The 23,875-nt window shown below is 59.8% G+C and carries 15 protein-coding genes and 1 pseudogene; 11 read left to right on the plus strand and 5 right to left on the minus strand.

Annotation, left to right across the window (positions count from 1 at the left end):
* Positions 1-143: 143 nt before the first annotated feature.
* A pseudogene (locus ABJ99_RS29345) lies at positions 144-400 on the plus strand (hypothetical protein).
* A gap of 281 nt (positions 401-681) precedes the next feature.
* Here ABJ99_RS29345 and ABJ99_RS22100 read toward each other — a convergent pair.
* The 3 genes from ABJ99_RS22100 to ABJ99_RS22110 all read right to left on the minus strand — a co-directional run bounded on the left by ABJ99_RS22100 (position 682) and on the right by ABJ99_RS22110 (position 3,036).
* Positions 682-1,581, minus strand: a complete 900-nt coding sequence (locus ABJ99_RS22100; RefSeq protein ID WP_054087619.1) for a hydroxymethylglutaryl-CoA lyase — start codon at positions 1,579-1,581, stop codon at positions 682-684.
* Between the two features lie 16 nt (positions 1,582-1,597).
* Positions 1,598-1,990 carry a MerR family transcriptional regulator gene (locus ABJ99_RS22105; RefSeq protein WP_054087620.1) on the minus strand — a complete coding sequence of 131 codons (393 nt, stop codon included), beginning with the start codon at positions 1,988-1,990 and terminating at the stop codon, positions 1,598-1,600.
* Between the two features lie 128 nt (positions 1,991-2,118).
* Positions 2,119-3,036, minus strand: a complete 918-nt coding sequence (locus tag ABJ99_RS22110) for a LysR family transcriptional regulator (RefSeq protein WP_054087621.1) — start codon at positions 3,034-3,036, stop codon at positions 2,119-2,121.
* 185 nt (positions 3,037-3,221) lie between these two features.
* On the opposite strand from ABJ99_RS22110, the gene ABJ99_RS22115 reads away from it, so the two are divergent.
* Positions 3,222-4,451, plus strand: coding sequence for an acyl-CoA dehydrogenase (locus ABJ99_RS22115; RefSeq protein WP_054087622.1), 1,230 nt, complete (start codon positions 3,222-3,224; stop codon positions 4,449-4,451).
* Between the two features lie 12 nt (positions 4,452-4,463).
* On the opposite strand, the gene ABJ99_RS22120 is transcribed toward ABJ99_RS22115, so the two are convergent.
* Positions 4,464-5,807 (minus strand): substrate-binding domain-containing protein, encoded by a 1,344-nt coding sequence (locus ABJ99_RS22120; protein ID WP_054087623.1) that lies wholly within the window; start codon positions 5,805-5,807, stop codon positions 4,464-4,466.
* 134 nt (positions 5,808-5,941) lie between these two features.
* Positions 5,942-6,754 (minus strand): exodeoxyribonuclease III, encoded by an 813-nt coding sequence (gene xthA, locus ABJ99_RS22125; RefSeq protein WP_054087624.1) that lies wholly within the window; start codon positions 6,752-6,754, stop codon positions 5,942-5,944.
* A gap of 187 nt (positions 6,755-6,941) precedes the next feature.
* On the opposite strand from xthA, the gene ABJ99_RS22130 reads away from it, so the two are divergent.
* The 9 genes from ABJ99_RS22130 to ABJ99_RS22170 all read left to right on the plus strand — a co-directional run bounded on the left by ABJ99_RS22130 (position 6,942) and on the right by ABJ99_RS22170 (position 23,815).
* Positions 6,942-7,613, plus strand: coding sequence for a GNAT family N-acetyltransferase (locus ABJ99_RS22130; RefSeq protein WP_054087625.1), 672 nt, complete (start codon positions 6,942-6,944; stop codon positions 7,611-7,613).
* 59 nt (positions 7,614-7,672) lie between these two features.
* A complete protein-coding gene (locus tag ABJ99_RS22135) occupies positions 7,673-9,397 on the plus strand; it encodes an autotransporter assembly complex protein TamA (RefSeq protein WP_054087626.1) in 1,725 nt (574 codons plus the stop codon).
* Positions 9,398-9,402: 5 nt separating this feature from the next.
* A complete protein-coding gene (locus ABJ99_RS22140) occupies positions 9,403-13,083 on the plus strand; it encodes a translocation/assembly module TamB domain-containing protein (RefSeq protein WP_054087627.1) in 3,681 nt (1,226 codons plus the stop codon).
* Between the two features lie 102 nt (positions 13,084-13,185).
* Positions 13,186-14,103, plus strand: coding sequence for a LysR family transcriptional regulator (locus ABJ99_RS22145; RefSeq protein WP_054087628.1), 918 nt, complete (start codon positions 13,186-13,188; stop codon positions 14,101-14,103).
* An 89-nt stretch (positions 14,104-14,192) separates the two neighbouring features.
* Complete coding sequence (tpx, locus tag ABJ99_RS22150) at positions 14,193-14,693, plus strand: thiol peroxidase (RefSeq protein ID WP_054087629.1); 501 nt, start codon at positions 14,193-14,195, stop codon at positions 14,691-14,693.
* A 149-nt stretch (positions 14,694-14,842) separates the two neighbouring features.
* Positions 14,843-16,144: an MdtA/MuxA family multidrug efflux RND transporter periplasmic adaptor subunit gene (locus ABJ99_RS22155; RefSeq protein ID WP_054087630.1), complete on the plus strand. Its 1,302-nt coding sequence runs from the start codon at positions 14,843-14,845 to the stop codon at positions 16,142-16,144.
* On the plus strand, positions 16,141-19,251 hold the full coding sequence (locus ABJ99_RS22160) for an MdtB/MuxB family multidrug efflux RND transporter permease subunit (RefSeq protein WP_054087631.1): 3,111 nt from the start codon (positions 16,141-16,143) through the stop codon (positions 19,249-19,251). The genes ABJ99_RS22155 and ABJ99_RS22160 overlap by 4 nt, the downstream gene beginning before the upstream one ends.
* Entirely contained in the window at positions 19,248-22,355 is a 3,108-nt protein-coding gene (locus ABJ99_RS22165; RefSeq protein WP_054087632.1) for an efflux RND transporter permease subunit, read from the plus strand. Before ABJ99_RS22160 ends, ABJ99_RS22165 begins: the two co-directional genes overlap by 4 nt.
* On the plus strand, positions 22,352-23,815 hold the full coding sequence (locus ABJ99_RS22170; RefSeq protein WP_054087633.1) for an efflux transporter outer membrane subunit: 1,464 nt from the start codon (positions 22,352-22,354) through the stop codon (positions 23,813-23,815). The genes ABJ99_RS22165 and ABJ99_RS22170 overlap by 4 nt, the downstream gene beginning before the upstream one ends.
* Positions 23,816-23,875 lie beyond the last annotated feature (60 nt).

Below are 23,875 nucleotides of genomic sequence, written 5' to 3' on the forward strand. Positions count from 1 at the left end.
TCAACGTTCTGTTTAATGGAGTCATGGGCTTCAGGAAGCGGCGAGGGCTGTGGGGCGGGGCAATAAACGATAGGTGGTGCATGCATGCCAGCACAGGCAAATCCCGGAAAGCACGAAGGGGAGCCTGGGCTCCCCTTCAAGGTCTGTTGCTATGCTCGTTTTTGTTTGTCGGGAGGCCTGTTGTTGTTTTTGGCGGCCTGGCCCTTCACATCTTTTTTGAGCGATCCACAAACGGGACCAAGAGCAAACGTATTTTTTTGAGCGCTGATGCCGCTTTCATCGCATTGATCCAACCAGTACGGGAGCTGCTTCGGGGCAGTTTTGTTGTTCTCTGTCTGGCTGCGAACGTCCTGCAAGGCAGGTCATTCAGAAAGCTATCCACTCCAAAAAAATCTGTTAGCTACGTCTCTGTCCGTGTTGTTCTTGTTATGTCAGAGCCGGTACGTATTGTTTTTATTGGATTGCTGCGTACTTTTATTCTTGTTCTACGAAGGATGTAGCAGGACCCGTGCCAGTTTTTCAAAGTCCCCGGAAACCGGGTGTTTGAGGAATTTTCCGAGCATCGAGTCAGCTGATTCTGGTGTCGTTTGTTTCCGTGTTACCCGTTTGTCTCGACAAGACGCGGGCAGAGTAACACTCCGTGACAATGTGTCGCACCCTGTTACCGACCGGTGACGTTTGTCAGACTGACAGCCGTGCCTTGGCCACACGCGAACCATTGTCGCGCCCCAGGACCTCGCAAATACGCTGACCGGCCGTGATGACCTGATCAAGATCGACGCCTGTCTCGATACCCAGCCCCTGCAGCATGTACAGCACGTCTTCAGTGGCGACATTTCCGCTAGCGCCTTTGGCATACGGGCAACCGCCGAGGCCTGCGACAGAGCTGTCGAAGACCTGAATGCCTTCCTCGAGGCCGGCATAGATATTCACCAGCGCCTGGCCGTAAGTATCGTGAAAATGTCCGGCCAGCTTGCTGCGAGGGATGTGTGCCGCCACTGCATTGAACAGGGCGCGGGCGGCACCGGGCGTGCCGATGCCAATGGTGTCGCCCAGCGAAATCTCGTAGCAGCCCATCGCATACAATTCGTTGGCCACCGAGGCAACCTGTTCGGCTGAGACATTGCCCTCATACGGGCAGCCCAACACGCAGGACACATAACCCCTTACCCGCAAGCCATGCAGGCGCGCTGCGGCCATGATCGGCGCGAAGCGCTCCAGGCTTTCGCTGATCGAGCAGTTCAGATTGCGTTCAGAGAAGGCTTCGCTTGCGCCGGCGAACACTGCAACTTCTCCGGCACCGGCCGCCAGCGCGTCTTCGAACCCGCGCAGATTCGGCGTCAGGGCCGAGTAAATCACGCCCTCACGGCGCTCGATCTGCGCCAAAACCTGGGCCGAGCCCGCCATCTGAGGCACCCATCGGGTCGACACGAAACTACCGGCTTCAATGTGGCCAAGTCCGGCTGCGCTCAAAGCGTCGACCAAGCGCACCTTGTCCTCGATGCTGATCGGCAGTGCTTCATTCTGCAGGCCGTCACGCGGGCCGACTTCAACGATATTCACTTTTTGCGGGAGAGACATGGCAGTGCCCGTAAGGTCAGGTTGACGTGGCAGCGTTTTTATCGAGTTCGGCGCGGCAGCGCTCTTCGGCGGTGTCCAGTTCCAGTTGCATCTGCTGAATGTCCAACAGTTGCTGTTCCAGCTGCGCGCGACGCTCGGTGATCTTGCCGAGCATGGTCTGCAATTGTTTTTGATTGCCGCCGCTCGGGTCGTACAGCGAAATCAGCTCTTTGCATTCGGCCAGCGAGAAGCCGATCCGCTTGCCGCGCAGGATCAGCTTCAGAGTGACCTTGTCGCGCGCCGAATAAATGCGCTCCAGCCCCTTGCGCTCAGGGCTGAGCATGCCTTGCTCTTCATAGAAACGGATGGCGCGGGTAGTAATGTCAAGCTCGCGGGCAAGCTCGGAAATGCTGTAGGTGTGACTGCTCATGGCGACGCTCGGCGGGGCATTCGGCTCTAACGTACGGTTGCTTGACGTATGCGTCAAGTTGCGAGCTAAAAGCTAAAAGCTAGAAGCTAGAAGCTAGAAGTCAGGAGCTTGCAGCTTGCCCTCTCTCTTCACACTTTTTCCTGGGCGACGACCCGCTGGGCCAGCTCGATGATCTGCTCGCGCATCCAGCGGTTGGCGGGGTCCTGATCGGTGCTTTCGTGCCAGTAGAGGTGGGTTTCAACCGAGGGAACATCATTGATCGGCAGGTACACATAATGCAGATCGTTACGACGGGCGAAGCGCTCCGGTACGGTCATGACCATGTCGGTCTGCTGCAATACCTGGATGGCCATCAGGTAGTGTTGCGAGCGTAGCGCGATCTTGCGCTGAATGCCCATCTTGCCCAGTGCCAGGTCCACGTGGCCCAGCCCGCTGCGGCGGCTGGAAATATGAATGTGCGCCTGCGCCAGGTAATCATCCAGCGTCAGCGCGGTTTTGCCCGCCAGCGGATGGCCATTGCGCATGCTGCACACGTAGCGGTCTTCCATCAGCTTGACGTGACGCACCTGCGGGTCGGTATTGAGCGGCGCGTCCACGGCGAAGTCCAGACGACCGGCTGCCAGTTCCTTGGTGGTTTCACGGCGCTTGGACAGAAAACTTTCGATGGTGACGGCAGGCGCCAGGCGTCGCAGCCGCTGGAACAGCACAGGCAGGATCACCGCCTCGGTCAGGTCGGTCATGCTGATGCGGTAGTTCTTGTTGGCCTGCAACGGATTGAATATACGGCTTTCCTGCACCGAAACCCTGAGCAGCGAAAGCGCATTGCGCACCGGACCGATGATGTTCTGCGCCATCGGCGTCGGCACCATGCCCTGCGCCGTACGCACGAACAGCGGGTCGTTGAAGGTCTCACGCAAGCGCGCCAGCGCGTTGGAAACGGCAGGCTGGGTAATGCCGACAATCTGCCCGGCGCGAGTCAGGTTGGCCTCGGTGTAGATGGCGTCGAAGACAATGAATAGGTTGAGATCGACCTTGCTCAGGTTCATGGGTGGGGTGCCTCGTACTGTTATTGTGATTCGCTGTTGATCAGGACTGGGCGTGATACAGCATTGACGAATCATATATGGGTTATGAATGTTAATACACGCTGAGAATAGATTAGATAAATGACTGGAGGTTCTCTAGCATCCGCGTCACAACATCGACACTCTGATCGAGAAGGTAGCGGCCCATGGATTTCGCATACTCCCCGAAGGTGCAGGCACTGCGTGAGCGCGTCACCGCGTTCATGGAGGCTTACGTTTATCCCGCCGAGCCGGTCTTCGAGCAGCAAGTGGCCGAGGGTGATCGCTGGCAGCCCACCGCGATCATGGAAGAACTCAAGGCCAGGGCCAAATCCGAAGGGCTGTGGAATCTGTTTTTGCCGGAGTCCGAGCGAGGGGCAGGGCTGAGCAACCTGGAATACGCGCCGCTGGCGGAAATCATGGGCCGTTCCATGCTGGGGTCGGAGCCCTTCAACTGTTCTGCGCCCGACACCGGCAACATGGAAGTGCTGGTGCGCTATGCCAGCGAGGAACAGAAACAACGCTGGCTCGAACCGCTGCTGCGCGGCGAGATTCGCTCGGCCTTTGCCATGACCGAGCCTGATGTCGCCTCGTCGGACGCCACCAATATGGCCGCGTGCGCCGAACGTGTAGGCGAGGAGTGGGTCATCAACGGGCGTAAGTGGTGGACCTCCGGGGCCTGCGACCCGCGCTGCAAGATTCTCATTTTCATGGGCCTGAGCAATCCCGACGGGCCGCGCCATCAGCAGCATTCGATGATCCTGGTGCCGGTCGACACGCCTGGCGTGAAGATCGTCCGGTCACTACCGGTCTTCGGATATGACGACGCACCCCACGGGCATGCCGAAGTGCTGTTTGACAACGTCCGCGTGCCTTATGCGAACGTGCTGCTGGGCGAGGGCCGGGGTTTCGAGATCGCTCAGGGACGGCTGGGCCCCGGGCGTATTCACCACTGCATGCGTTCCATCGGCATGGCTGAGCGAGCGCTTGAGCTGATGTGCAAGCGTGCCATCGACCGCGTAGCGTTCGGCAAACCGCTGGCCAGGCTGGGTGGCAATGTCGATAAAATCGCTGACTCGCGAATGGAAATCGACATGGCCCGGCTGCTGACCCTCAAGGCGGCGTACATGATGGATACTGCGGGAAACAAGGTCGCCAAGAGCGAAATTGCGCAGATCAAAGTGGTTGCGCCCAACGTTGCTCTGAAAGTGATCGACCGGGCGATCCAGATGCATGGCGGTGCGGGGGTTTCCAGTGATTTCCCGCTGGCTTACATGTACGCCATGCAGCGCACCCTGCGGCTGGCCGATGGCCCGGATGAAGTGCACCGGGCTGCGGTCGGCAAATTCGAACTGGGCAAGTACTTGCCTGCGAACCTATCGCACAGCCGTTCCTGAGCTGCGGGCGAATTACTGCACCCAGACTTCGACGCGGCGATTCTTGATCCGGCCATCGTCGATATCATTGGTTGCCACCGGCATCTCATCGCCCAGCCCGAGGATGTCACGAAAGGTCACGCCGCTTTTCAACAGCTCGCGGCGCACGGCCATGGCCCGCAGCCGTGAAAGCAGGGTGGCACGCGCCGGGTCGCTCTTGGCGTCACCGAAGCCGACCAGCGTCACATGTTGGTCAAGCCGGTCATTGGCTTTCAGGTAGTCAACGACGCGCTTGAGATCCTGCTGGGCCTTGTTGTCGAGCCGCGCGCTGCCCTGGGCGAAGCGAAAGTTGACCGAGAGCCGCTCGGCCTTGCGGGTCAGCGCCTGATAATCGGCAGGCATCTGTGCCGTCGGCTGAACCTTGAGCGCCTGCACGGTCTGCGCGACAAACCCCTCCTGCGCGACGATGGCCTGACCTCCGGGGCTCTGCGCAAAGCGTACCAGTGCCTGCGCCCAGCGTTGATGCGCAGCGGGCGGAACGTACAGATAGAGCCGCCGCGACAGCGGGTAATCCTCGGTAGCGATCAGGCTGATGGTCGGCAGCATGGGCCGCGATTCACCGTCGGCGATCGCTACCGCTCTGGCGCGTCTGATTGACGGCAGGCCGGTAAAGCCTACGCCATTGGGGTCTTTGCTGACCTCATCGGACAGTTGCTCGCTGGACTCGAAGCGCACCGCAGCGCTGGACAGATTCTTGCCGTATTTGGCCAGCACCAGTTCCTTGAAGGTTTCGTAGGTGCCGGACTTTTCATCGCGCACATACAGATGAATCGCGCCAGGGTTACCGCCCACTTCGCTCCAGTCCCTGACTTCTCCGCTGAAAATGCGTGCCAGTTGCTGGGTGTCCAGCTGCCGCAACGGGTTGCCGGGGTGCACGATCACCGCGACGCCATCGATGGCGATGATTTGTTCACCGGCAGCGCTCTTGAGATCGCCAAGACCGGCCAGCTCTTTGGCTTCCTGGTCCTTGATGGGCCGCGACGAGGCTGCGATGTCTGCATTACCGGCTTTCAATGCCGTGAACCCGGTGCCTGAGCCATGCGCGGCGACCTCGACGCTGACCGTTTGACCTGTTGCGGCCACGCCGGTCACTCGTTGTTCGTTGAGCGCAGCACCTGGCAAGGTTTGCACCGCCTGCAGGCCTTGTTGACGCAGCATGCCTTCGACCAGAGCCGGTCCAAGTTCAGCATTGATGGTATTGGAGCCTTGAATACGCAAAGTGGGTGCGTCGCCGCTGGGTACTGGCAATGCCGCCAGTGCAGCGAAGGGCAAGGTGGCGCTCGACAGAATCAGCGCCGTTAGCAGAGCGCGCAGCATCGGCGTCACCATGGATCACGGAAGGGTGACGGGAGATTAAGACAAGGAGGTTGCTGGAATATGACAGTTAAGCGATTAATGCACTGTCAGACGCCGATCTGCCTGTTCAGGCAGATCGGAAAGTCAATGCCGGATCACCTCAGTTCGAGCCAGATAGGTGCATGATCCGATGGTTTTTCCATGCCGCGCAAATCGTAGTCGACGCCCGCCGCTTTGATGCGCGGCTGCAGGCCGGTCGAGGTCATGATCAGGTCGATGCGCAGGCCACGCTTAGGCTCATCTTCAAAGCCACGACTGCGATAGTCGAACCAGCTGAAGCGGTCGCTGATCTCGGGGTGCAGGTAACGGAAACTGTCCACCAGGCCCCAGTTTTTCAGGCGCTCCATCCATTCGCGTTCTTCCGGAAGGAAGCTGCACTTGCCCGTCTTCAGCCAGCGCCTGGCGTTGTCGGCGCCGATACCGATGTCGCAGTCCTGCGGTGAAATGTTCACATCCCCCATCACGATCAGCGGCTGCTCGTTGCTGAAGCGACTCTCCAGCAGTTGCTGGAGATTTTTATAAAAACGCTGCTTGGCCGGAAATTTGGTCGGGTGATCGCGGCTTTCGCCCTGCGGGAAATAGCCGTTCATGATGGTGATCGGCTGACCATTGCTGTCTGCGTAGGCGCCCCATATGAAGCGCTTCTGGGAGTCCTCGTTATCGCCCTCGAAGCCCTTGTGCAACTCCAGCGGCGGATTGCGCGACAGCAGGGCGACCCCGTAATGGCCTTTCTGGCCATGGAAATGGACGTGATAACCCAGCGCTTCGATGTCCGCATGGGGGAATTGCTCGTCCGACACCTTGGTTTCCTGAAGACCGATCACGTCAGGCTGATGCTTTTCGATCAGTGCCGCCAATTGATGCGGTCGAGCGCGCAGCCCGTTGATGTTGAACGAGACGATTTTCATAAAACAGCGGTCCTGAGCAAAACAAACTGCGATGCTAGCTGACCTGCCGATCGAGAACCAGCGTCGTCGGGCATGATGGCAGCGGAGGGGTGGACAATTCGTTTGAACTGTTCTCAATTGCCATCACTCGAAAGCCTGCTGCCAAAACCGCTGCGCCAGACGCAGTTCCGTTAACACGAGGCCCTTTATGTCCCTACCTGTTGCCATCACGGGCGAAATCCGCCAACTCGACGGCGGTTATTCCCGTGAAACTCGCGCCTTGTTGTTCAGGGCTTACCGGCATGATCCGACGTTCGCCTACCTGTTCAACGCCGAGCGCGAAGGGTACGAGCAACGCGTGCTGGCGACCATTCGCCATCTGGTCAAACAGCATTTTTTGCAAAACCAGCCTGCGCTGGGGCTGTTTCTCGAGGATCGTCTGGTCGGCGTAGCTTTGGTCGCGCCGCCGCAGCGTCGTCTGGGCGTTACCGAAAGCTGGGCCTGGCGCTTGCGCATGGTCATGGACACCGGCCTCGGCTGCACCCAGCGCTACCTGGCGTATTACAACGCGGTACTGGCCTGTGTGCCGACGGAAACCGCGCACGTTCTGCCGCTGATCGGGCTAGATCCGGAATACCAGGGCCAGAAGCTCGGTCAGGACTTGAGCGAGCAACTGCTGACGGCCCTTCACGACTGGTGCGCGGTAGACGAAAACTCGCAGGGCATCGTCGTCGACACCGGAAACCCTCGTTATTTCGAGTTCTATAAGCGACAGGGCTACGAGGAAATAGGCGAGATCGCTGTAGGGCCGGTCCGAGAACACGTGTTCTTTCATCCGAACCCTCAGGTTTCACTGCCGGTTCCTGACGCAATGGCTTGAATAGCCGCCAATTCGTGGACTTCCAGTGCGGCCTGTCGATCGTGATAGCATCCACGCCCATGAAACTGTTCAGACTCCTCAGCAGCCTGGTCCTGATGTCCATGAGTGCAACGGCGCTGGCCGAGGCGCGCCTGGACGTCAGGGTCGAGCCCGCCAATCCGCAACTCAAGGCCAACGTGGAAGGCTATGTGGGTGATCTGGGGGAGCGCGACGCCAAGGCCCTGCGCAATTTCAGCCTGGGTGCCGAGCAGCAGGCAGAAAAGGCTGCTCAGGCGCTAGGCTATTATCAGGCGCAGATCGACAGCGAGATCCAGGACGGCCCCGAGCCGCGGCTGGGCATCAAAATCAAGCCGGGCGAGCCGATTCACCTGCGTAACGTGGTCATCCGGGTCGATGGCCCCGCCGCGTCTCTTGCTGCATTCAAGGTTCCGAAAAGCGACGCGCTGAAAACCGGTGCAGTGCTGAATCACGGCAATTACGAAGACGCCAAGCGCCTGATTCAGAATCAGGCATCGCGCTTTGGCTTTTTCAGCGGGCATTTCACCCGTCAGCGGCTTGCCATCGACCCGCGCGCGGGCGTCGCCGACATCGAGCTGGTCTATGACAGCGGCCCGCGTTACACGCTGGGTCAGGTGAAATTCAGCGGTAACACGCCCTTCGACGAAGACCTGCTCAAGCGCATGGTGCCGTTCAAGGAAAACACCCCTTACGACTCGCAATTGATTGCCGAACTGACCCAGGACATGCAGGCCAGCGGCTACTTTGAAGGCGTGCGCGTCGACGCAGTACCGACAGCGGCGGTGAACGATGTCATTCCGGTCACCGTTCAGCTCGAGACCCGCAAGCCGCGCACCATGGGCCTGGGGCTGGGCTATTCCACCGACGTAGGGCCACGCGGCAAAGCCAACTGGACCCGCCATTGGGCCAACCCGCAGGGCCATAGCTACGGCTTCGAGTCGGAAATTTCCGCGCCACGGCAGAACGTTGGCCTGTGGTACGACGTGCCGCTTGATCCGCCGTTGACCGACAAAATGCGCTACGCCGGCGGTTATCAGTACGAAGAGATCGCCGGCACCGACAGCCTTAGCAAGCTGCTGACTGCCGGGCCGGAATGGCACAGCAAGCTGCCCAGCGGCTGGGAGCGGGTCATTTCCCTGAAATGGCAACGCGAAGAATACCGGCTGGGTGATGATTCGGGCCTCAGTACGCTGTTGATGCCCGGCATCAGTTACTCGTACTTGCGCAGTGACAATCGTATCGATCCGAGTCAGGGTTATCGACTGCAATTCGAGACGCAGGTGGCCAAGGAAGGCATGTTGTCGGACGCCAACCTGGTGCATGCCAATGTGTTGCTCAAAGGCCTGACGACAGTCGCCCAGAACCATCGCCTCCTCGGCCGCGTGCAACTGGGCGGCAACCTCACTGACGGTTACACCTCGATACCGCCTTCGCTGCGCTTCTTTGCCGGTGGTGATCAGAGCGTGCGCGGCTACGACTATCAGAATCTCTCACCGACCAACTCTGATGGTGATCGCATTGGTGGTCGATACATGTTCGCGGGCAGTGTCGAGTATCAGTATTCGATTGCCGAGAAGTGGCGGCTGGCTACCTTTGTCGATCAGGGCAACTCGTTCAACAACCTCGACAGACCCGATCTGAAAACCGGGATCGGCGTCGGTGTGCGCTGGGTTTCGCCGGTAGGGCCGCTGCGTCTCGACCTGGCGCACGGGCTGGACGACGACGGTGGAATCCGCCTGCATTTTTCGATGGGGCCGGAACTTTGAACAGGTTGAGCATGAAGCGCGGCGCGAAAGTTTTCGGTTTGAGCCTGATTGCGTTGCTTGTGCTGGTCGTAATCAGCGCCGGGTTGCTGCTCGGCACCGCGTCCGGCAGCCGCTGGGCGCTGGCGCGCGTGCCCGGTCTGCAACTGGAAAATTTTCAGGGCCGGCTGGGCGGACAGTGGCACGCAGATCGATTGCTATGGCAGCAGGGCGAAGACCGCGTAGAGGTTCAGTCTGCCGACTTTGAATGGTCGCCTTCCTGCCTGCTGAAAATGACGCTGTGCATCGACCGCCTGCATGCTGGACAAGTCCTGCTGCTCTTCCCGCCGAATGCCGAGCCCGCTACTGACGGCCCTGTCAATCTGCCGACGCTCAACCTGCCGTTGTCCCTGAAACTGGGCGATGTACAGCTTGGCAGCCTGCAACTGGACGGCGTCGAGCAGTTGCGTGATCTGAAGCTTGTGGCCCATTGGACCGCCGACGGTCTGCAGATCGACAGCGCGCACCTGCAACGCGACGCGCTGGTGCTTGATCTCAACTGCCTGCTCAAACCCGAAGGCGACTGGCCGTTGAGCGTCAAAGGGCAACTGCAACTGCCGCCGCAGGACGGCCAGCCCTGGACGCTGGCGCTTGATGTTCAAGGCGAGGTACTCAAGACCCTGCAACTCAATGCTGACAGCAGCGGCTATTTGCCGGGCGTCCTGAGTGGCGAGCTGCAACCCTTGGCCGAACACCTTCCTGCCCGGCTGAAACTGACCTCGGAGCACTTCAAGCCCAGCTCCGCATTGCCCGATACGCTGCAGCTCGACCAATTGCTGCTGACGGCCGAGGGGAACCTCGATACAGGCTATGCGATCAACGGCACGGCGAGCCTGCCCGCCGAGAAAGGCCCGATTGCGCTGGCATTGCAAGGCCGTGTAGATGCCAAGGGCGCAACCCTCACCGCGCTGGATCTCAGCGCCAGTGATCAGCAGCGCCTGGCGATTAATGGCACGTTAAATTGGCAAAGCGGGTTATCGGCGGATGCCAACATCGACTGGCTGGATTTCCCCTGGCAGCGGCTTTATCCGCTGCCCTCCGAGCCGCAAGTGTCACTTCATAGCTTTAAAGGCGAAATTTCTTACACTGATGGCAATTATCTGGGCAATTTCAACGCCAGCCTGAAAGGACCGGCCGGTGCGTTCACGCTGGTCAGCCCGTTCAGCGGCAATCTGCAGGAAATTCACCTGCCGCAACTGGAACTGGTCGCAGGACAGGGCAAGGCCAGTGGTCATCTGAATCTGACGTTTGCCGACGGCATTGGCTGGGACACGGCGCTTGACCTGACGGCACTTGACCCTTCGTACTGGGTCGCCGAGCTGCCCGGCAAGCTGGCCGGTCCGTTACGCAGCCAGGGACAGTTGCGGAACGAGCAGCTTGAACTGACCGCCGATCTGGACCTGAAAGGTCGCCTGCGAGGCCAACCCGCATTGCTGCAAGCCAAGGCTGATGGTCGGGACAAGCAATGGAGTGTCAGCAGCCTGAATATCCGCCTGGGCGACAATCGCATTCAGGGCGCAGGCAGCTTGCAGCAGCGTCTCAAGGGTCAGCTTGACCTTGACCTGCCGCGCCTGGCCCAGCTGTGGCCGCGCTTGCAAGGGCAGGTCAAAGGGCGGCTCGACCTCGCGGGAACGCTGCAAGCGCCCGAGGGCAAACTGGCGTTGCAGGGCAGTCAGCTCGGATTGCAGGGCAATCGCCTGCAAAACCTGACGCTCGACGCCAGACTTGACCCGGTGCAGCGCGCAACCATCAGTCTCAAAGGCGCAGGCATTCAGGCGGGCGACACGGAGTTGGGCACCTTGCTGGTCGACGGGCAGGGCACGCTCAAGGCCCAGCAGCTGAAGCTCGATTTGCAAGGCCCGCTGCTCAAGCTGGCGATGGCTCTGGATGGCGGGCTCGATCAAGGCAACTGGCGCGGTCGTCTGGCCAGTGGCACCGTGCAGAGCGGCGGTCAGAACTGGCGTTTGCAACAGCCGGCAAAAATCGAACGGCTGGCGGATGGCAGGCTCAATTTCGGTGCGCACTGCTGGCTTTCCGGCTCTGCCAGCCTGTGCGGCGGTGATCAGCGCCTGATGCCGGAACCTCGTCTGCGCTATCAGCTGAAAAATTTCCCGCTCGACAGCCTGGCGCAATGGATGCCCAAAGATTTTGCCTGGAAGGGCGCGTTGAATGCAGACGTTCAGCTCGATATTCCTGCTGCAGGTCCCAGCGGTCAGATTACCGTCGACGCTGGCGGCGGTATGCTGCGGGTGCGCAACAACGAGCAATGGCTGGACTTCCCGTATCAGACGCTGAAACTCAGCAGCACCCTGACCCCCAAGCGTATCGACTCGCGCCTGGATTTCGAAGGCGGCAAGCTCGGCCGATTGTTGCTGAATGCGCAAATCGATCCTTTGGCCAAAGACAAGCCACTGTCAGGCGACTTCAACCTTTCCGGGCTGGATATCTCGGTCGCACGGCCCTTCGCGCCGACGGTGCAGAAACTCAACGGGCGCCTGAGCGGTAGTGGACGTCTGTCGGGCAGTTTGCTGGCGCCTCTGGTTAATGGCAGCGTCAACCTGGAGGGCGCTGAAGTCGCGGGGCCCGAGTTGCCGATGGAGTTGCATGACCTCAAGATCCAAGCGTTGATCGCTGGCGAAAGCATGCAGATCAACGGTGGCTGGAAAAGTGGCAGTACCGGTCAGGGCACGCTGGGCGGTCAAGTGGCTTGGGGGCAGAACCTGATGGTGGATGTCAGCCTCAAGGGTTCGCAACTGCCGATCAATGTCGAACCCTATGCTGCGGTGGAAGCCGCTCCTGATTTGAAAATATCCATGCAGGGCGACCGGCTGGCGATTTCCGGCAAGGTGCTGGTGCCCAGGGGCGCGATTACCGTGCGTGAGTTGCCGCCGTCTACGGTCAAGCTGTCGGGTGATACGGTCATCGTCGGTCAGCAGACCGAGAAAGGTGCGCCTCCGTTGGCGGTGGGGATGGATATCGATGTTATCGTCGGGCAGGACAAGCTCAGCTTCAGCGGCTTCGGGCTCACCGCCAATCTGGCCGGACGTGTCCACATTGGCGATAACCTGGACACTCGCGGCGAACTGAACCTTAACGACGGACGTTACCGCGCCTATGGGCAGCGCTTGACCATCCGCAAGGCACGGCTGCTGTTCGCCGGGCCTGTCGATCAGCCGTATCTGGACATCGAAGCCATCCGGCAAACCGATGATGTGATTGCCGGCATTCGGCTGACTGGCAGCGCCGAACAACCTACTACCGAAGTGTTCTCCGAACCGGCCATGAGCCAGGAGCAGGCCTTGTCTTATCTGGTCATGGGCAGACCGTTGAGCACCTCGGGCGAAGACAACAACATGGTTGCTCAGGCAGCCCTGGCACTTGGCGTGGCGGGCAGTTCCTCGACCACCGGCAAACTTGCCGATAATCTGGGTATCAAGGATTTCGAACTGGATACCTCTGGCACTGGCGACAAGACCAACGTCGTGGCCAGTGGCAAGATTACCGAGAAGCTCAGCCTGCGCTATGGCGTGGGTGTTTTCGAACCGGCCAACACCATTGCCTTGCGTTACCTGCTCAGTAAACGGGTCTACCTCGAAGCGGCGAGTGGTGTTGCCAGTTCGCTGGATATTTTCTATAAAAGGGACTTTTGAAGAGGGCAGGCGTCTGGTTATGCCTGACCCTTTGCGCAACCGGTTTACCCTGTTAAAACAGTGTGATCCTTTACACACCTTGTCCTCAGGCTTCCGGCAATCATGGATCGATTCAACGCCATGCGCGTATTCACCCGTATCGTCGAGCTGGGCGGCTTCGCCAAAGCTGCTGACAGCCTGCACCTGCCGCGTGCGTCAGTGACAATCCTGATCAAGCAGCTGGAGGCGCATCTGGGCGTGCAGTTGCTGCAGCGCACCACGCGCCAGGTCAGCACCACGCCGGACGGTAAGGCCTACTATCAGCGCTGTGTCAGCCTGCTCGCCGATCTGGACGACGCCGAAGCAGCATTTTCGGCCAAGGGCGCCGAACCCAAGGGCTTGCTGCGGATTGATTTGCCGGTGAGCCTCGGCCGGATGGTGGTGATCCCGGCCCTGCCCGAATTCACCCGGCGCTACCCGCAAATCAGTCTGGAAATCGGCATGAGCGACAGGCCGGTCGACCTTATTCGCGAAGGCGTTGATTGTGTGCTGCGCGCAGGCGCTGCCCTTGATGACACACTGGTTGCGCGGCCGTTGGGCAGTCTGACCCAGATCACCTGCGCCAGTCGCGACTATCTGGACCGATACGGCACGCCCCTGGACCTGCAGGATCTGGCGCAGCATCAGGTGATCGAATATTTCTCGGCCAGCACCAGCAAACGTTATGGCCTGGAGTTCATGACCGATGGCTGGAGCGGTGATCACAGCATGACCTGCTCGGTCTCGGTCAACAGCGCGGACGGGTATGTAGCGGCCTGCGAGGCAGGGTTTGGTCTGGTGCAGGTGCCTCGTTATCACATTGCGACACAACTGCGCAGCGGTGCACTGGTCGAGGTGTTGCGTGAATATCGCCCGCCCGCCTTGCCGTTGACCGCGCTTTATCCGCCGCATCGGCATTTATCGCGTCGGGTGAGGGTATTCGTTGATTGGCTGGTTGAATTGTGTGAACACCCGGATATCCGGGACAGACTGGTTTCCTGAGAAAATTCGGACTTTTCCGATATAGGCCGAACGGCACTTTCGTGTTTAACTTCCGACTCTTTACCCATTTTAAAAAAGGAATATGTTTCATGGCTCAAGTGACCCTCAAAGGCGGCCCTGTTCAAGTCAATGGCGAGCTGCCTGCAACTGGTAACAAAGCACATGATTTCACCCTGACCGCTGCCAATCTCGCCAACGTGACCCTGGCTGATTTTGCCGGCAAGCGTAAGGTGCTAAACATCTTCCCGAGTGTCGATACCCCGACCTGCGCCACGTCGGTGCGCAAGTTCAACGCTCAGGCCAACAAACTGAGCAATGCAGTCGTGCTTTGCATCTCCGCCGATCTGCCATTTGCCCAGGCGCGCTTCTGCGGCTCTGAAGGCCTGGAAAACGTACAGAACCTGTCCTCGTTCCGCAGTGCCGATTTCAGCCAGAACTATGGCGTTGCCATTGCCGACGGTCCGTTGAAAGGCCTGACCGCACGTGCAGTGGTCGTGCTGGACGAAAATGACAATGTTCTGCACAGCGAACTGGTCAGGGAAATCGCTGAAGAACCGAACTACGACGCTGCATTGGCTGTATTGAAGTAACATTCTGCAACCTGTTGACGGCCTGAAACCCTTCAGGCCGTTATTCTGTTCGTGCTTTGTACGTTTGTTAAGTAAGCACTTGGTAAAGGCGCTTTGCTTGTCACGTATCTGTGCCTATTGTTCTGCCTTCCGAAGATCCCCCCACCGTAATGGTTGATTTATTCATGCACTCGTCTGGCCCTCGTAAATCCCGTCGCTGGTTGATCAGTTTGTTGGTCCTGATGGTCATTGTTGCCCTGTGCTGGTGGCTCTGGCCTGCAGCCACGTCCGGCAAGGGGGCAGAGAGCAAAAAAGCCGGCGTCGGTGGCGTGGCCCGACCCGGTTTCGGTGCTTCGGCGGTGGCGGTGCCGGTGCGCGTGGCACCTGCGACCGAAGGCGACTTTCCGATCTATTACAAGGCGCTCGGTACCGTGACGGCGATGAACACCATTAACGTACGCAGTCGAGTGGCGGGAGAGCTGGTCAAGATCTATTTCCAGGAAGGTCAGATGGTCAAGGCTGGTGACCTGTTGGCAGAAATCGATCCGCGCAGTTATCAGGTCGCCTTGCAGCAGGCCGAAGGTACGCTGGCTACCAACCAGGCGTTGCTCAAGAATGCTCAGCTCGATGTGCAGCGTTATCGTGGGCTGTTTGCCGAAGACAGCATCGCCAAGCAGACGCTGGACACCGCCGAGTCGCTGGTGAATCAGTATCAGGGCACGATCAAGACCAATCAGGCTGCGGTAGCGGAAGCGAAGCTGAACCTCGACTTCGCCCGCATCCGCTCTCCGATTGCCGGTCGAGTGGGCCTCAAACAACTGGATGTGGGCAATCTGGTCGCCGCCAATGACACCACTGCGCTGGCAGTGATTACCCAGACCCGGCCCATTTCAGTCAATTTCACGCTGCCCGAAAAAGACTTGTCGAAGGTCATCGCCCGTTATCGCACCGGCGAAAAGCTGCCCGTCGAAGCATGGGACCGTGGCGACACGAAAATGCAGGCTGTCGGCATACTCGCCAGCCTCGACAACCAGATCGACGTCGCGACCGGCACGCTGAAATTCAAGGCCCGTTTCGATAACGGTGACGAAATCCTGTTCCCCAATCAGTTCGTCAATGTGCGGCTGCGCGCAGATACGCTGAAACAGGCGATTCTGGTGCCGACCGCCGCCGTGCAGTTTGGCACCGACGGCACCTTCGTTTATGTGCTGGACGGCGACAAGAAGGTCAAACTCAAACTGTTGAAAACCGGTCCGAGCGACGAAACCTCGACGGTGATCACCGAAGGGCTTGCCGTTGGCGAGCGGGTGGTGCTCGAAGGTACGGATCGCCTGCGCGATGGCGCCGAAGTGGAAGTGGTCAACGACAGCAAGGACGTACCGGCAGGCCCGGGTCAGAAGTTGCACGGCAAGCCGGACAGCGGCACTGACAAGTCGGCAGCGCTTGGCAAGGTGGAAAAACCAAACGTATGAACATGTCACGCCTGTTCATCCTGCGTCCGGTAGCCACCACGCTGAGCATGCTGGCCATCGTCCTGGCCGGTCTGATCGCCTACACCTTGCTCCCGGTTTCGGCCTTGCCGCAGGTGGACTATCCGACCATTCGCGTGATGACGCTGTACCCCGGTGCCAGCCCGCAGGTAATGACCAGTTCGGTGACTGCGCCGCTGGAGCGTCAGTTCGGACAGATGCCCGGGCTGACCCAGATGGCGTCCACCAGTTCGGGGGGCGCGTCGGTCATCACCCTGCGTTTCAGCCTCGACATCAATATGGACGTGGCCGAGCAGCAAGTGCAGGCGGCGATCAACGCGGCCACCAACCTGCTGCCGACCGATCTTCCGGCCCCTCCGGTTTACAACAAGGTGAATCCGGCCGATACGCCGGTGCTGACACTGGCAATAACCTCGAAAACCATGCTCTTGCCCACCCTGAATGATCTGGTCGATACGCGTATGGCGCAGAAGATTTCGCAGATCAGCGGCGTCGGCATGGTCAGCATTGCCGGCGGGCAGCGTCAGGCAGTCCGGATCAAGGTCAATCCCGAGGCACTGGCTGCCAACAGTCTCAATCTATCTGATGTGCGCACGCTCATCAGTGCGTCCAACGTCAACCAGCCCAAAGGCAACTTTGACGGTCCGACCCGGGTATCGATGCTCGATGCCAACGATCAGCTCAAGTCTCCCGAGGAATACGCCGACCTGATTCTGGCCTACAAGGACGGCGCACCGTTGCGTCTGAAGGACGTGGCGGAAATTGTCGGCGGTGCGGAGAACGAACGGCTTGCCGCCTGGGCCAACCGCAGTCAGGCAGTCCTGCTGAACATTCAGCGCCAGCCGGGGGCCAACGTGATCGAGGTCGTCGACCGGATCAAGGCCCTGCTACCAAGCATTACCAATAACCTCCCGGCAGGTCTGGACGTGGTGGTATTGACCGATCGTACCCAGACCATTCGCGCCTCGGTGACCGATGTTCAGCACGAACTGCTGATCGCCATCGTGTTGGTGGTGCTGGTGACGTTCCTGTTCCTGCGTCGTTTCAGCGCGACCATCATTCCTTCTGTCGCCGTGCCGTTGTCGCTGGTCGGCACGTTTGGCGTCATGTACCTCGCCGGTTTCTCGATCAACAACCTGACATTGATGGCGATGACCATCGCCACCGGCTTTGTGGTCGACGACGCCATTGTCATGCTGGAAAACATCTCCCGGCACATCGAGGAGGGTGAAACGCCCATGCAGGCTGCGCTGAAGGGCGCCCGGCAAATCGGGTTTACCCTGATTTCTTTGACCCTGTCGCTGATCGCAGTCCTGATTCCGCTGCTGTTCATGGCGGATGTGGTCGGACGTCTGTTTCGCGAGTTTGCGATTACCCTGGCGGTGGCCATCCTGATCTCGCTGGTGGTCTCGCTGACGCTGACCCCGATGATGTGCGCGCGTCTGCTCAAGCGCGAGCCGAAGGAAGAGGACCAGAGTCGCTTCTACAAAGCCAGCGGCGCCTGGATCGACTGGCTGATCGATGTCTACGCGGGCAGGCTGCGCTGGGTGCTCAAGCATCAGCCACTGACGCTGCTGGTTGCCATCGCCACCCTGGCCCTGACCGTACTGCTGTATATCGTTGTGCCCAAGGGCTTTTTCCCGGTACAGGACACCGGCGTCATCCAGGGCATTTCCGAAGCACCGCAGTCGGTCTCGTTCGCGGCCATGAGTCAACGTCAGCAGGCGTTGGCCGACATTATTCTCAAGGACCCGGCGGTGGTCAGCCTGTCCTCGTACATCGGTGTCGACGGCGACAATGCAACCCTCAACAGCGGACGCCTGCTGATCAACCTGAAAACCCACGGTGAGCGTGATCTGACCGCCAGCGAAGTCATCCAGCGTCTGCAGCCGCAAGTCGACAAGCTGTCGGACATCCGCCTGTTCATGCAGCCGGTGCAGGACCTGACCATCGAAGACCGGGTCAGTCGCACCCAGTATCAATTCAGCATGTCATCCCCCGATGCCGAATTGCTGAGCAAGTGGAGTCAGACGCTGGTCGATGCGCTGAGCAAGCGTCCCGAGCTGACCGACGTTGCCAGTGACCTGCAGGACAAGGGCTTGCAGGTTTTCCTGAATATCGACCGCGATGCGGCCAGCCGGGTCGGCGTAACGGTGGCGAATATCACCGACGCGCTGTATGACGCCTTCGGCCAGCGGCAGATATCGACCATCTACACTCAGGCCAGCCAGTACCGCGTGGTGTTGCAGGCGGCTTCCGCCAGCGAGCTTGGTCCTGCGGCGCTTGAGCAGATTCACGTCAAAACCACCGACGGCGCGCAGGTAAAACTGTCGAGTCTGGCCCGGGTCGAGCAGCGTCAGGCCCAGTTGGCGATTGCGCACCTCGGGCAGTTTCCGGCCGTGATGATGTCCTTCAACCTTGCGCCCGGCGTTGCCTTGGGCAAGGCGGTGGAGGTCATCGAGCAGGTGCAGAAGGATATCGGCATGCCGATCGGTGTGCAGACCCGGTTTCAGGGCGCAGCCGAAGCGTTTCAGGCATCGCTGTCCAGCACGCTGCTGCTGGTGCTGGCGGCGGTGGTAACCATGTATATCGTGCTGGGCGTGCTCTATGAGAGTTACATTCACCCGATCACCATCCTCTCGACCCTGCCTTCGGCGGCAGTCGGAGCCTTGCTGGCGCTATTGATCAGCGGCAACGATCTGGGAATGATTGCAATCATCGGCATCATTCTGCTGATCGGCATCGTCAAGAAAAACGCGATCATGATGATCGACTTCGCCCTGGACGCCGAACGCAATCGTGGCATCGATCCGGAAACGGCGATCTACGAGGCAGCGTTATTGCGTTTCCGGCCGATTCTGATGACCACGCTGGCGGCGCTGTTCGGCGCCATCCCGCTAATGCTCGCCAGCGGTTCCGGTGCCGAATTGCGCCAGCCGCTGGGGCTGGTGATGGTCGGCGGGCTGTTGCTCAGTCAGGTCCTGACGCTGTTTACCACGCCAGTGATCTACCTGTATTTCGACCGTCTCGGTCAGCGCTGGAGTCGTAAACCCGCTGCTCCGGACCGTTCGCTACAGGCAGACGCATGAACCTGTCCGCGCCCTTCATCCGCCGTCCCGTTGCCACGGTCCTGCTGAGCCTGGCGATCATGCTGCTGGGCGCGGTCAGTTTCAGATTGTTACCGGTCGCACCGTTGCCGAACATGGACTTCCCGGTCATCGTGGTCTCGGCCAGCCTTGCCGGGGCCAGCCCGGAGATCATGGCCTCCACCGTGGCAACGCCGCTCGAACGTTCGCTGGGCAGCATCGCAGGGGTCAACACCATGACCAGCAATTCGAGCCAGGGCACGACACGCATCATTTTGCAATTCGATCTCGACCGCGACATCAACGGTGCGGCGCGCGAAGTGCAGGCGGCCATCAACGCGTCACGCAACCTGCTGCCCAGCGGGATGCGCAGCATGCCGACCTACAAGAAGGTCAATCCGTCCCAGGCTCCGATCATGGTGCTGTCGATGACCTCGAGCGTGCTGGAAAAGGGCCAGTTGTACGATCTGGCTTCGACCATTCTGTCCCAGAGCCTGTCGCAGGTTGCGGGGGTGGGCGAGGTACAGATAGGTGGCAGTTCACTGCCCGCAGTGCGCATCGAGCTCGAACCGCAGATGCTTTCCCAGTACGGCGTCTCGCTGGATGACGTGCGCACTGCGATTACTGCAAGCAATGTGCGCAGGCCGAAGGGTTTTGTCGAGGATGACCTGCATAACTGGCAGGTTCAGGCCAACGATCAGCTGGAAGAAGCTGCTGACTACGCGCCATTGATCATTCGCTACAAGGATGGCGCGACGCTGCGCCTGAAGGATGTCGCCAAGGTCAGCGATGCGGTGGAAGACCGCTACAACAGCGGCTTCTTCAATAATGATCAGGCGGTGCTGCTGGTCATCAACCGTCAGGCTGGCGCCAACATCATCGAAACCGTGGCGCAGATAAAAGCGCAGTTGCCTGCCTTGCGGGCCGTGCTGCCTGCCAGCGTCAAGCTGCAAATCGCCATGGACCGCTCGCCCGTGATCAAGGCGACCCTGCACGAAGCCGAAATGACGCTGCTGATCGCCGTGATTCTGGTGATTCTGGTGGTCTTCCTGTTTCTAGGCAGTTTTCGTGCGTCGCTCATCCCTACGCTGGCGGTGCCGGTATCGCTGGTGGGCACCTTTGCCATCATGCATCTGTTCGGCTTCTCCCTGAACAATCTGTCGTTGATGGCCCTGATCCTCGCGACCGGCCTGGTGGTAGACGATGCCATTGTGGTGCTGGAAAACATCTCCCGGCATATTCATAACGGCCTGGACCCGATGAAGGCGGCGTTTCTGGGCGCCAAAGAGGTCGGTTTCACGTTGCTGTCGATGAACGTCTCGCTGGTGGCGGTGTTCATTTCCATCCTGTTCATGGGCGGGCTGGTGGAAAGTCTGTTTCGCGAGTTCTCCATCACCTTGTCGGTAGCGATCATCGTTTCATTGATCGTGTCGCTGACGCTGACGCCCATGCTCTGCGCCCGTTGGCTGAAGCCCCGCGAAGCCAGCGGCGAAAATGCCTTTCAGCGTTGGAGCGAGCGGGTCAATGACCGCATGGTGGAGGGTTACGACCGTTCGCTGGGCTGGGTGCTGCGCCATCCGCGTCTGACGCTGATCAGTCTGCTGATCACCGTCGTGGTCAATATCGCACTGTACGTGGTGGTGCCCAAGACGTTCCTGCCGCAGCAAGACACCGGGCAACTGATGGGGTTCGTCAGGGGCGACGACGGCCTGTCGTTCTCGGTGATGCAGCCGAAGATGGAGCAATTCCGCCGTGCCGTGCTGGCAGACCCCGCAGTGGAAAGCGTTGCCGGGTTCATCGGCGGCAGCAGCGGCACCAATAACGCGTTCATGATCGTACGCCTGGTGCCGATTGCCGAGCGCAAGCTGTCAGCGGAAAAAGTCGTGGAACGCCTGCGCAAGACGTTGCCACATGTTCCGGGCGGACGATTGTTTCTGGCGCCGGATCAGGACCTGCAATTGGGCGGCGGACGCGAGCAAACCAGTTCGCAGTATCAATACATCGTCCAGAGCGCTGACCTGACCAGTCTGCGCCGGTGGTATCCGAAGATCGTTGCAGCGCTGAAGTCAGTTCCCGAGCTGACCGCCATCGACGCCCGGGAAGGGCGCGGCACACAGCAAGTGACACTGGTGGTCAACCGCGATACCGCCAAACGGCTGGGCATCGACATGAACATGGTGACCTCGGTACTCAACAACGCCTACAGTCAGCGTCAGGTATCGACCATCTACGACAGCCTCAACCAGTACAAGGTGGTGATGGAGGTCAATCCCAAATACGCACAGGACCCGGTGACCCTCGAGCAGGTTCAGGTCATCACCGCAGACGGTCAGCGTGTGCCGTTATCCAGCATCGCTCACTACGAGCGCAGTCTGGCCAATGATCGGGTTTCCCATGACGGGCAGTTCGCCGCTGAAAACATTTCTTTTGACCTGGCAGAAGGCGCCAGCCTGGACAACGCCAACGTCGCTATCGAACGGGCAATTGCCGCCATCGGGCTGCCAGAGGACATCATTACCAAGATGGCCGGGACCGCCAGCGCATTCGCTGCAACCCAGAAGAGCCAGCCATGGATGATTCTCGGGGCGCTGCTGGCGGTGTATCTGGTGCTGGGAATCCTCTATGAAAGCTACATTCACCCGTTGACCATTCTGTCGACCTTGCCGTCGGCGGGGGTCGGCGCCTTGCTGACGATCTATGTGGTAGGCAGCGAGTTCAGCCTGATCTCCCTGTTGGGGTTGTTTCTGTTGATTGGTGTGGTGAAAAAGAACGCCATCATGATGATCGACCTGGCGCTGCACCTTGAGCGCGATCAGGGCATGGCACCTGAGGAGTCGATCCGCAATGCCTGCCTGCAACGTCTGCGGCCGATTCTGATGACGACCATGGCTGCGATTCTCGGTGCCTTGCCGCTGCTGCTGAGCACCGCCGAAGGTGCCGAAATGCGCAAACCCTTGGGGTTGACCATCATTGGCGGCCTGATCTTCAGTCAGATCCTGACGCTCTACACCACACCTGTGGTTTACCTTTATCTCGACCGTCTGCGCCATCGCTTCAGTAAATGGCGTGGCGTGCGCACTGATGCTGCTCTGGAAACTCCGCTATGACCGAACGCCCGGCTTTCACATCCCGTCCAGAATGGCTGATTCGCCCGCTCGGGCTGGCAGTCTGTATCGCCTTGCTGAGCGCCTGCGCGGTCGGACCGGATTATCAACGGCCGACCATGGCGGCGCCCCAACAGTTCAAGGCGGTTCAGGGCTGGCGGGCGGCGACACCCGGCGATGCAATGGCCAAGGGCGCCTGGTGGCAGGTGTACGGTGACAAAGGCCTGAACGCGCTGGTCGAGCGCCTCAACACCTCCAACCAGACCGTGGCTCAGTACGAAGCCCAGTATCGTCAGGCCCAGGCGCTGGTGCGCAGCTCTCGAGCGGCGTTCTTGCCGACGCTGGACCTGACAACCGGCAAGACCCGCTCAGGGCAGGGCACCGGGACGTCAAGCACCGGGACCAGCGCTTCGGGAATCCGTAACAGCTACAACGCGCAGTTGGGCGTCAGTTGGGAAGCCGACGTCTGGGGTAAATTGCGCCGTGGCCTGGAAGCCGATACCGCAAACGCGCAGGCCAGCCTTGCCGACCTGGCGGCAATGCGCCTGAGCCTGCAATCGGAGCTGGTCCAGAACTACCTGCAACTGCGGGTGATCGACGAACAAAAGCGCTTGCTGGAATCGACCGTCGACGCCTATCAGCGTTCTCTGACCCTGACCCAGAATCAATACCGCGCCGGTATCTCCGGGCGTGATTCGGTCGCCCAGGCGCAGAACCAGTTGAAAAGCACGCAGGCCGACCTGATCGATCTGGCCTGGCAGCGCGCGCAATTCGAGAATGCTATTGCCGTATTGATGGGCATGGCGCCGGCAGACTTCAGCCTGCCGGCGATTGCCACGATCCCGCATTTGCCGGATATTCCGCCAGGGCTGCCTTCGCAGCTGCTGGAGCGCAGGCCCGACATCGCCGCTGCGGAACGCTCGGTGAGGGGCGCCAACGCCAATATCGGGGTCGCCAAGGCAGCTTACTATCCGGATTTCACCCTGAGCATGAGCGGCGGTTACAACAGCAGTACCTTCGCCAACTGGATCAGCCTGCCGAACCGTTTCTGGTCGGTCGGGCCGCAACTGGCCCTGACCCTGTTCGACGGCGGTCGCCGTTCGGCAGAGGTCGAGCGCACCGAGGCTCTGTATGATCAAACGGTCGCGCAATACCGCCAGACGGTGCTCAGCGGCTTTCAGGAGGTCGAAAACTACCTCATCCAGCTTAAGGTCTATGAAGACGAAGCGGCGGTGCGTGAGGAGGCTCTGGTGTTTGCGCGTGATTCGTTGCGCCTGACCAACAATCAGTACAAGGCCGGTCTGATCGGCTATCTGGATGTCGTCAACGTGCAGGCGACTGCGTTGAGTAACGAGCGCAGTGTGCTTAACGTGCTGCAGAGCCGCCTGCTGGCCAGCGTGCAGTTGATTGCCGCGCTGGGCGGTGGCTGGGATTCCGAGCGTGACCTGGCGTTGAAGGAGTAGTCAGCAGAAGCAGCAAAAGGCAAGTTTTCTTTAGCTATCGCTGATCCATGTAAAATTAAT

The organism is Pseudomonas syringae pv. cilantro, from assembly GCF_001293775.1.
GTDB lineage: Bacteria > Pseudomonadota > Gammaproteobacteria > Pseudomonadales > Pseudomonadaceae > Aquipseudomonas > Aquipseudomonas syringae_P.

What these genes read in the sequence shown, in the direction of transcription:
- ABJ99_RS22100 (WP_054087619.1), bottom strand. Translation starts at nt 1,581, where the DNA reads ATGTCTCTCCCGCAAAAAGTGAATATCGTTGAAGTCGGCCCGCGTGAC.
- ABJ99_RS22105 (WP_054087620.1), bottom strand. Translation starts at nt 1,990, where the DNA reads ATGAGCAGTCACACCTACAGCATTTCCGAGCTTGCCCGCGAGCTTGAC.
- ABJ99_RS22110 (WP_054087621.1), bottom strand. Translation starts at nt 3,036, where the DNA reads ATGAACCTGAGCAAGGTCGATCTCAACCTATTCATTGTCTTCGACGCC.
- ABJ99_RS22115 (WP_054087622.1), top strand. Translation starts at nt 3,222, where the DNA reads ATGGATTTCGCATACTCCCCGAAGGTGCAGGCACTGCGTGAGCGCGTC.
- ABJ99_RS22120 (WP_054087623.1), bottom strand. Translation starts at nt 5,807, where the DNA reads ATGCTGCGCGCTCTGCTAACGGCGCTGATTCTGTCGAGCGCCACCTTG.
- xthA (WP_054087624.1), bottom strand. Translation starts at nt 6,754, where the DNA reads ATGAAAATCGTCTCGTTCAACATCAACGGGCTGCGCGCTCGACCGCAT.
- ABJ99_RS22130 (WP_054087625.1), top strand. Translation starts at nt 6,942, where the DNA reads ATGTCCCTACCTGTTGCCATCACGGGCGAAATCCGCCAACTCGACGGC.
- ABJ99_RS22135 (WP_054087626.1), top strand. Translation starts at nt 7,673, where the DNA reads ATGAAACTGTTCAGACTCCTCAGCAGCCTGGTCCTGATGTCCATGAGT.
- ABJ99_RS22145 (WP_054087628.1), top strand. Translation starts at nt 13,186, where the DNA reads ATGGATCGATTCAACGCCATGCGCGTATTCACCCGTATCGTCGAGCTG.
- tpx (WP_054087629.1), top strand. Translation starts at nt 14,193, where the DNA reads ATGGCTCAAGTGACCCTCAAAGGCGGCCCTGTTCAAGTCAATGGCGAG.
- ABJ99_RS22155 (WP_054087630.1), top strand. Translation starts at nt 14,843, where the DNA reads ATGGTTGATTTATTCATGCACTCGTCTGGCCCTCGTAAATCCCGTCGC.
- ABJ99_RS22160 (WP_054087631.1), top strand. Translation starts at nt 16,141, where the DNA reads ATGAACATGTCACGCCTGTTCATCCTGCGTCCGGTAGCCACCACGCTG.
- ABJ99_RS22165 (WP_054087632.1), top strand. Translation starts at nt 19,248, where the DNA reads ATGAACCTGTCCGCGCCCTTCATCCGCCGTCCCGTTGCCACGGTCCTG.
- ABJ99_RS22170 (WP_054087633.1), top strand. Translation starts at nt 22,352, where the DNA reads ATGACCGAACGCCCGGCTTTCACATCCCGTCCAGAATGGCTGATTCGC.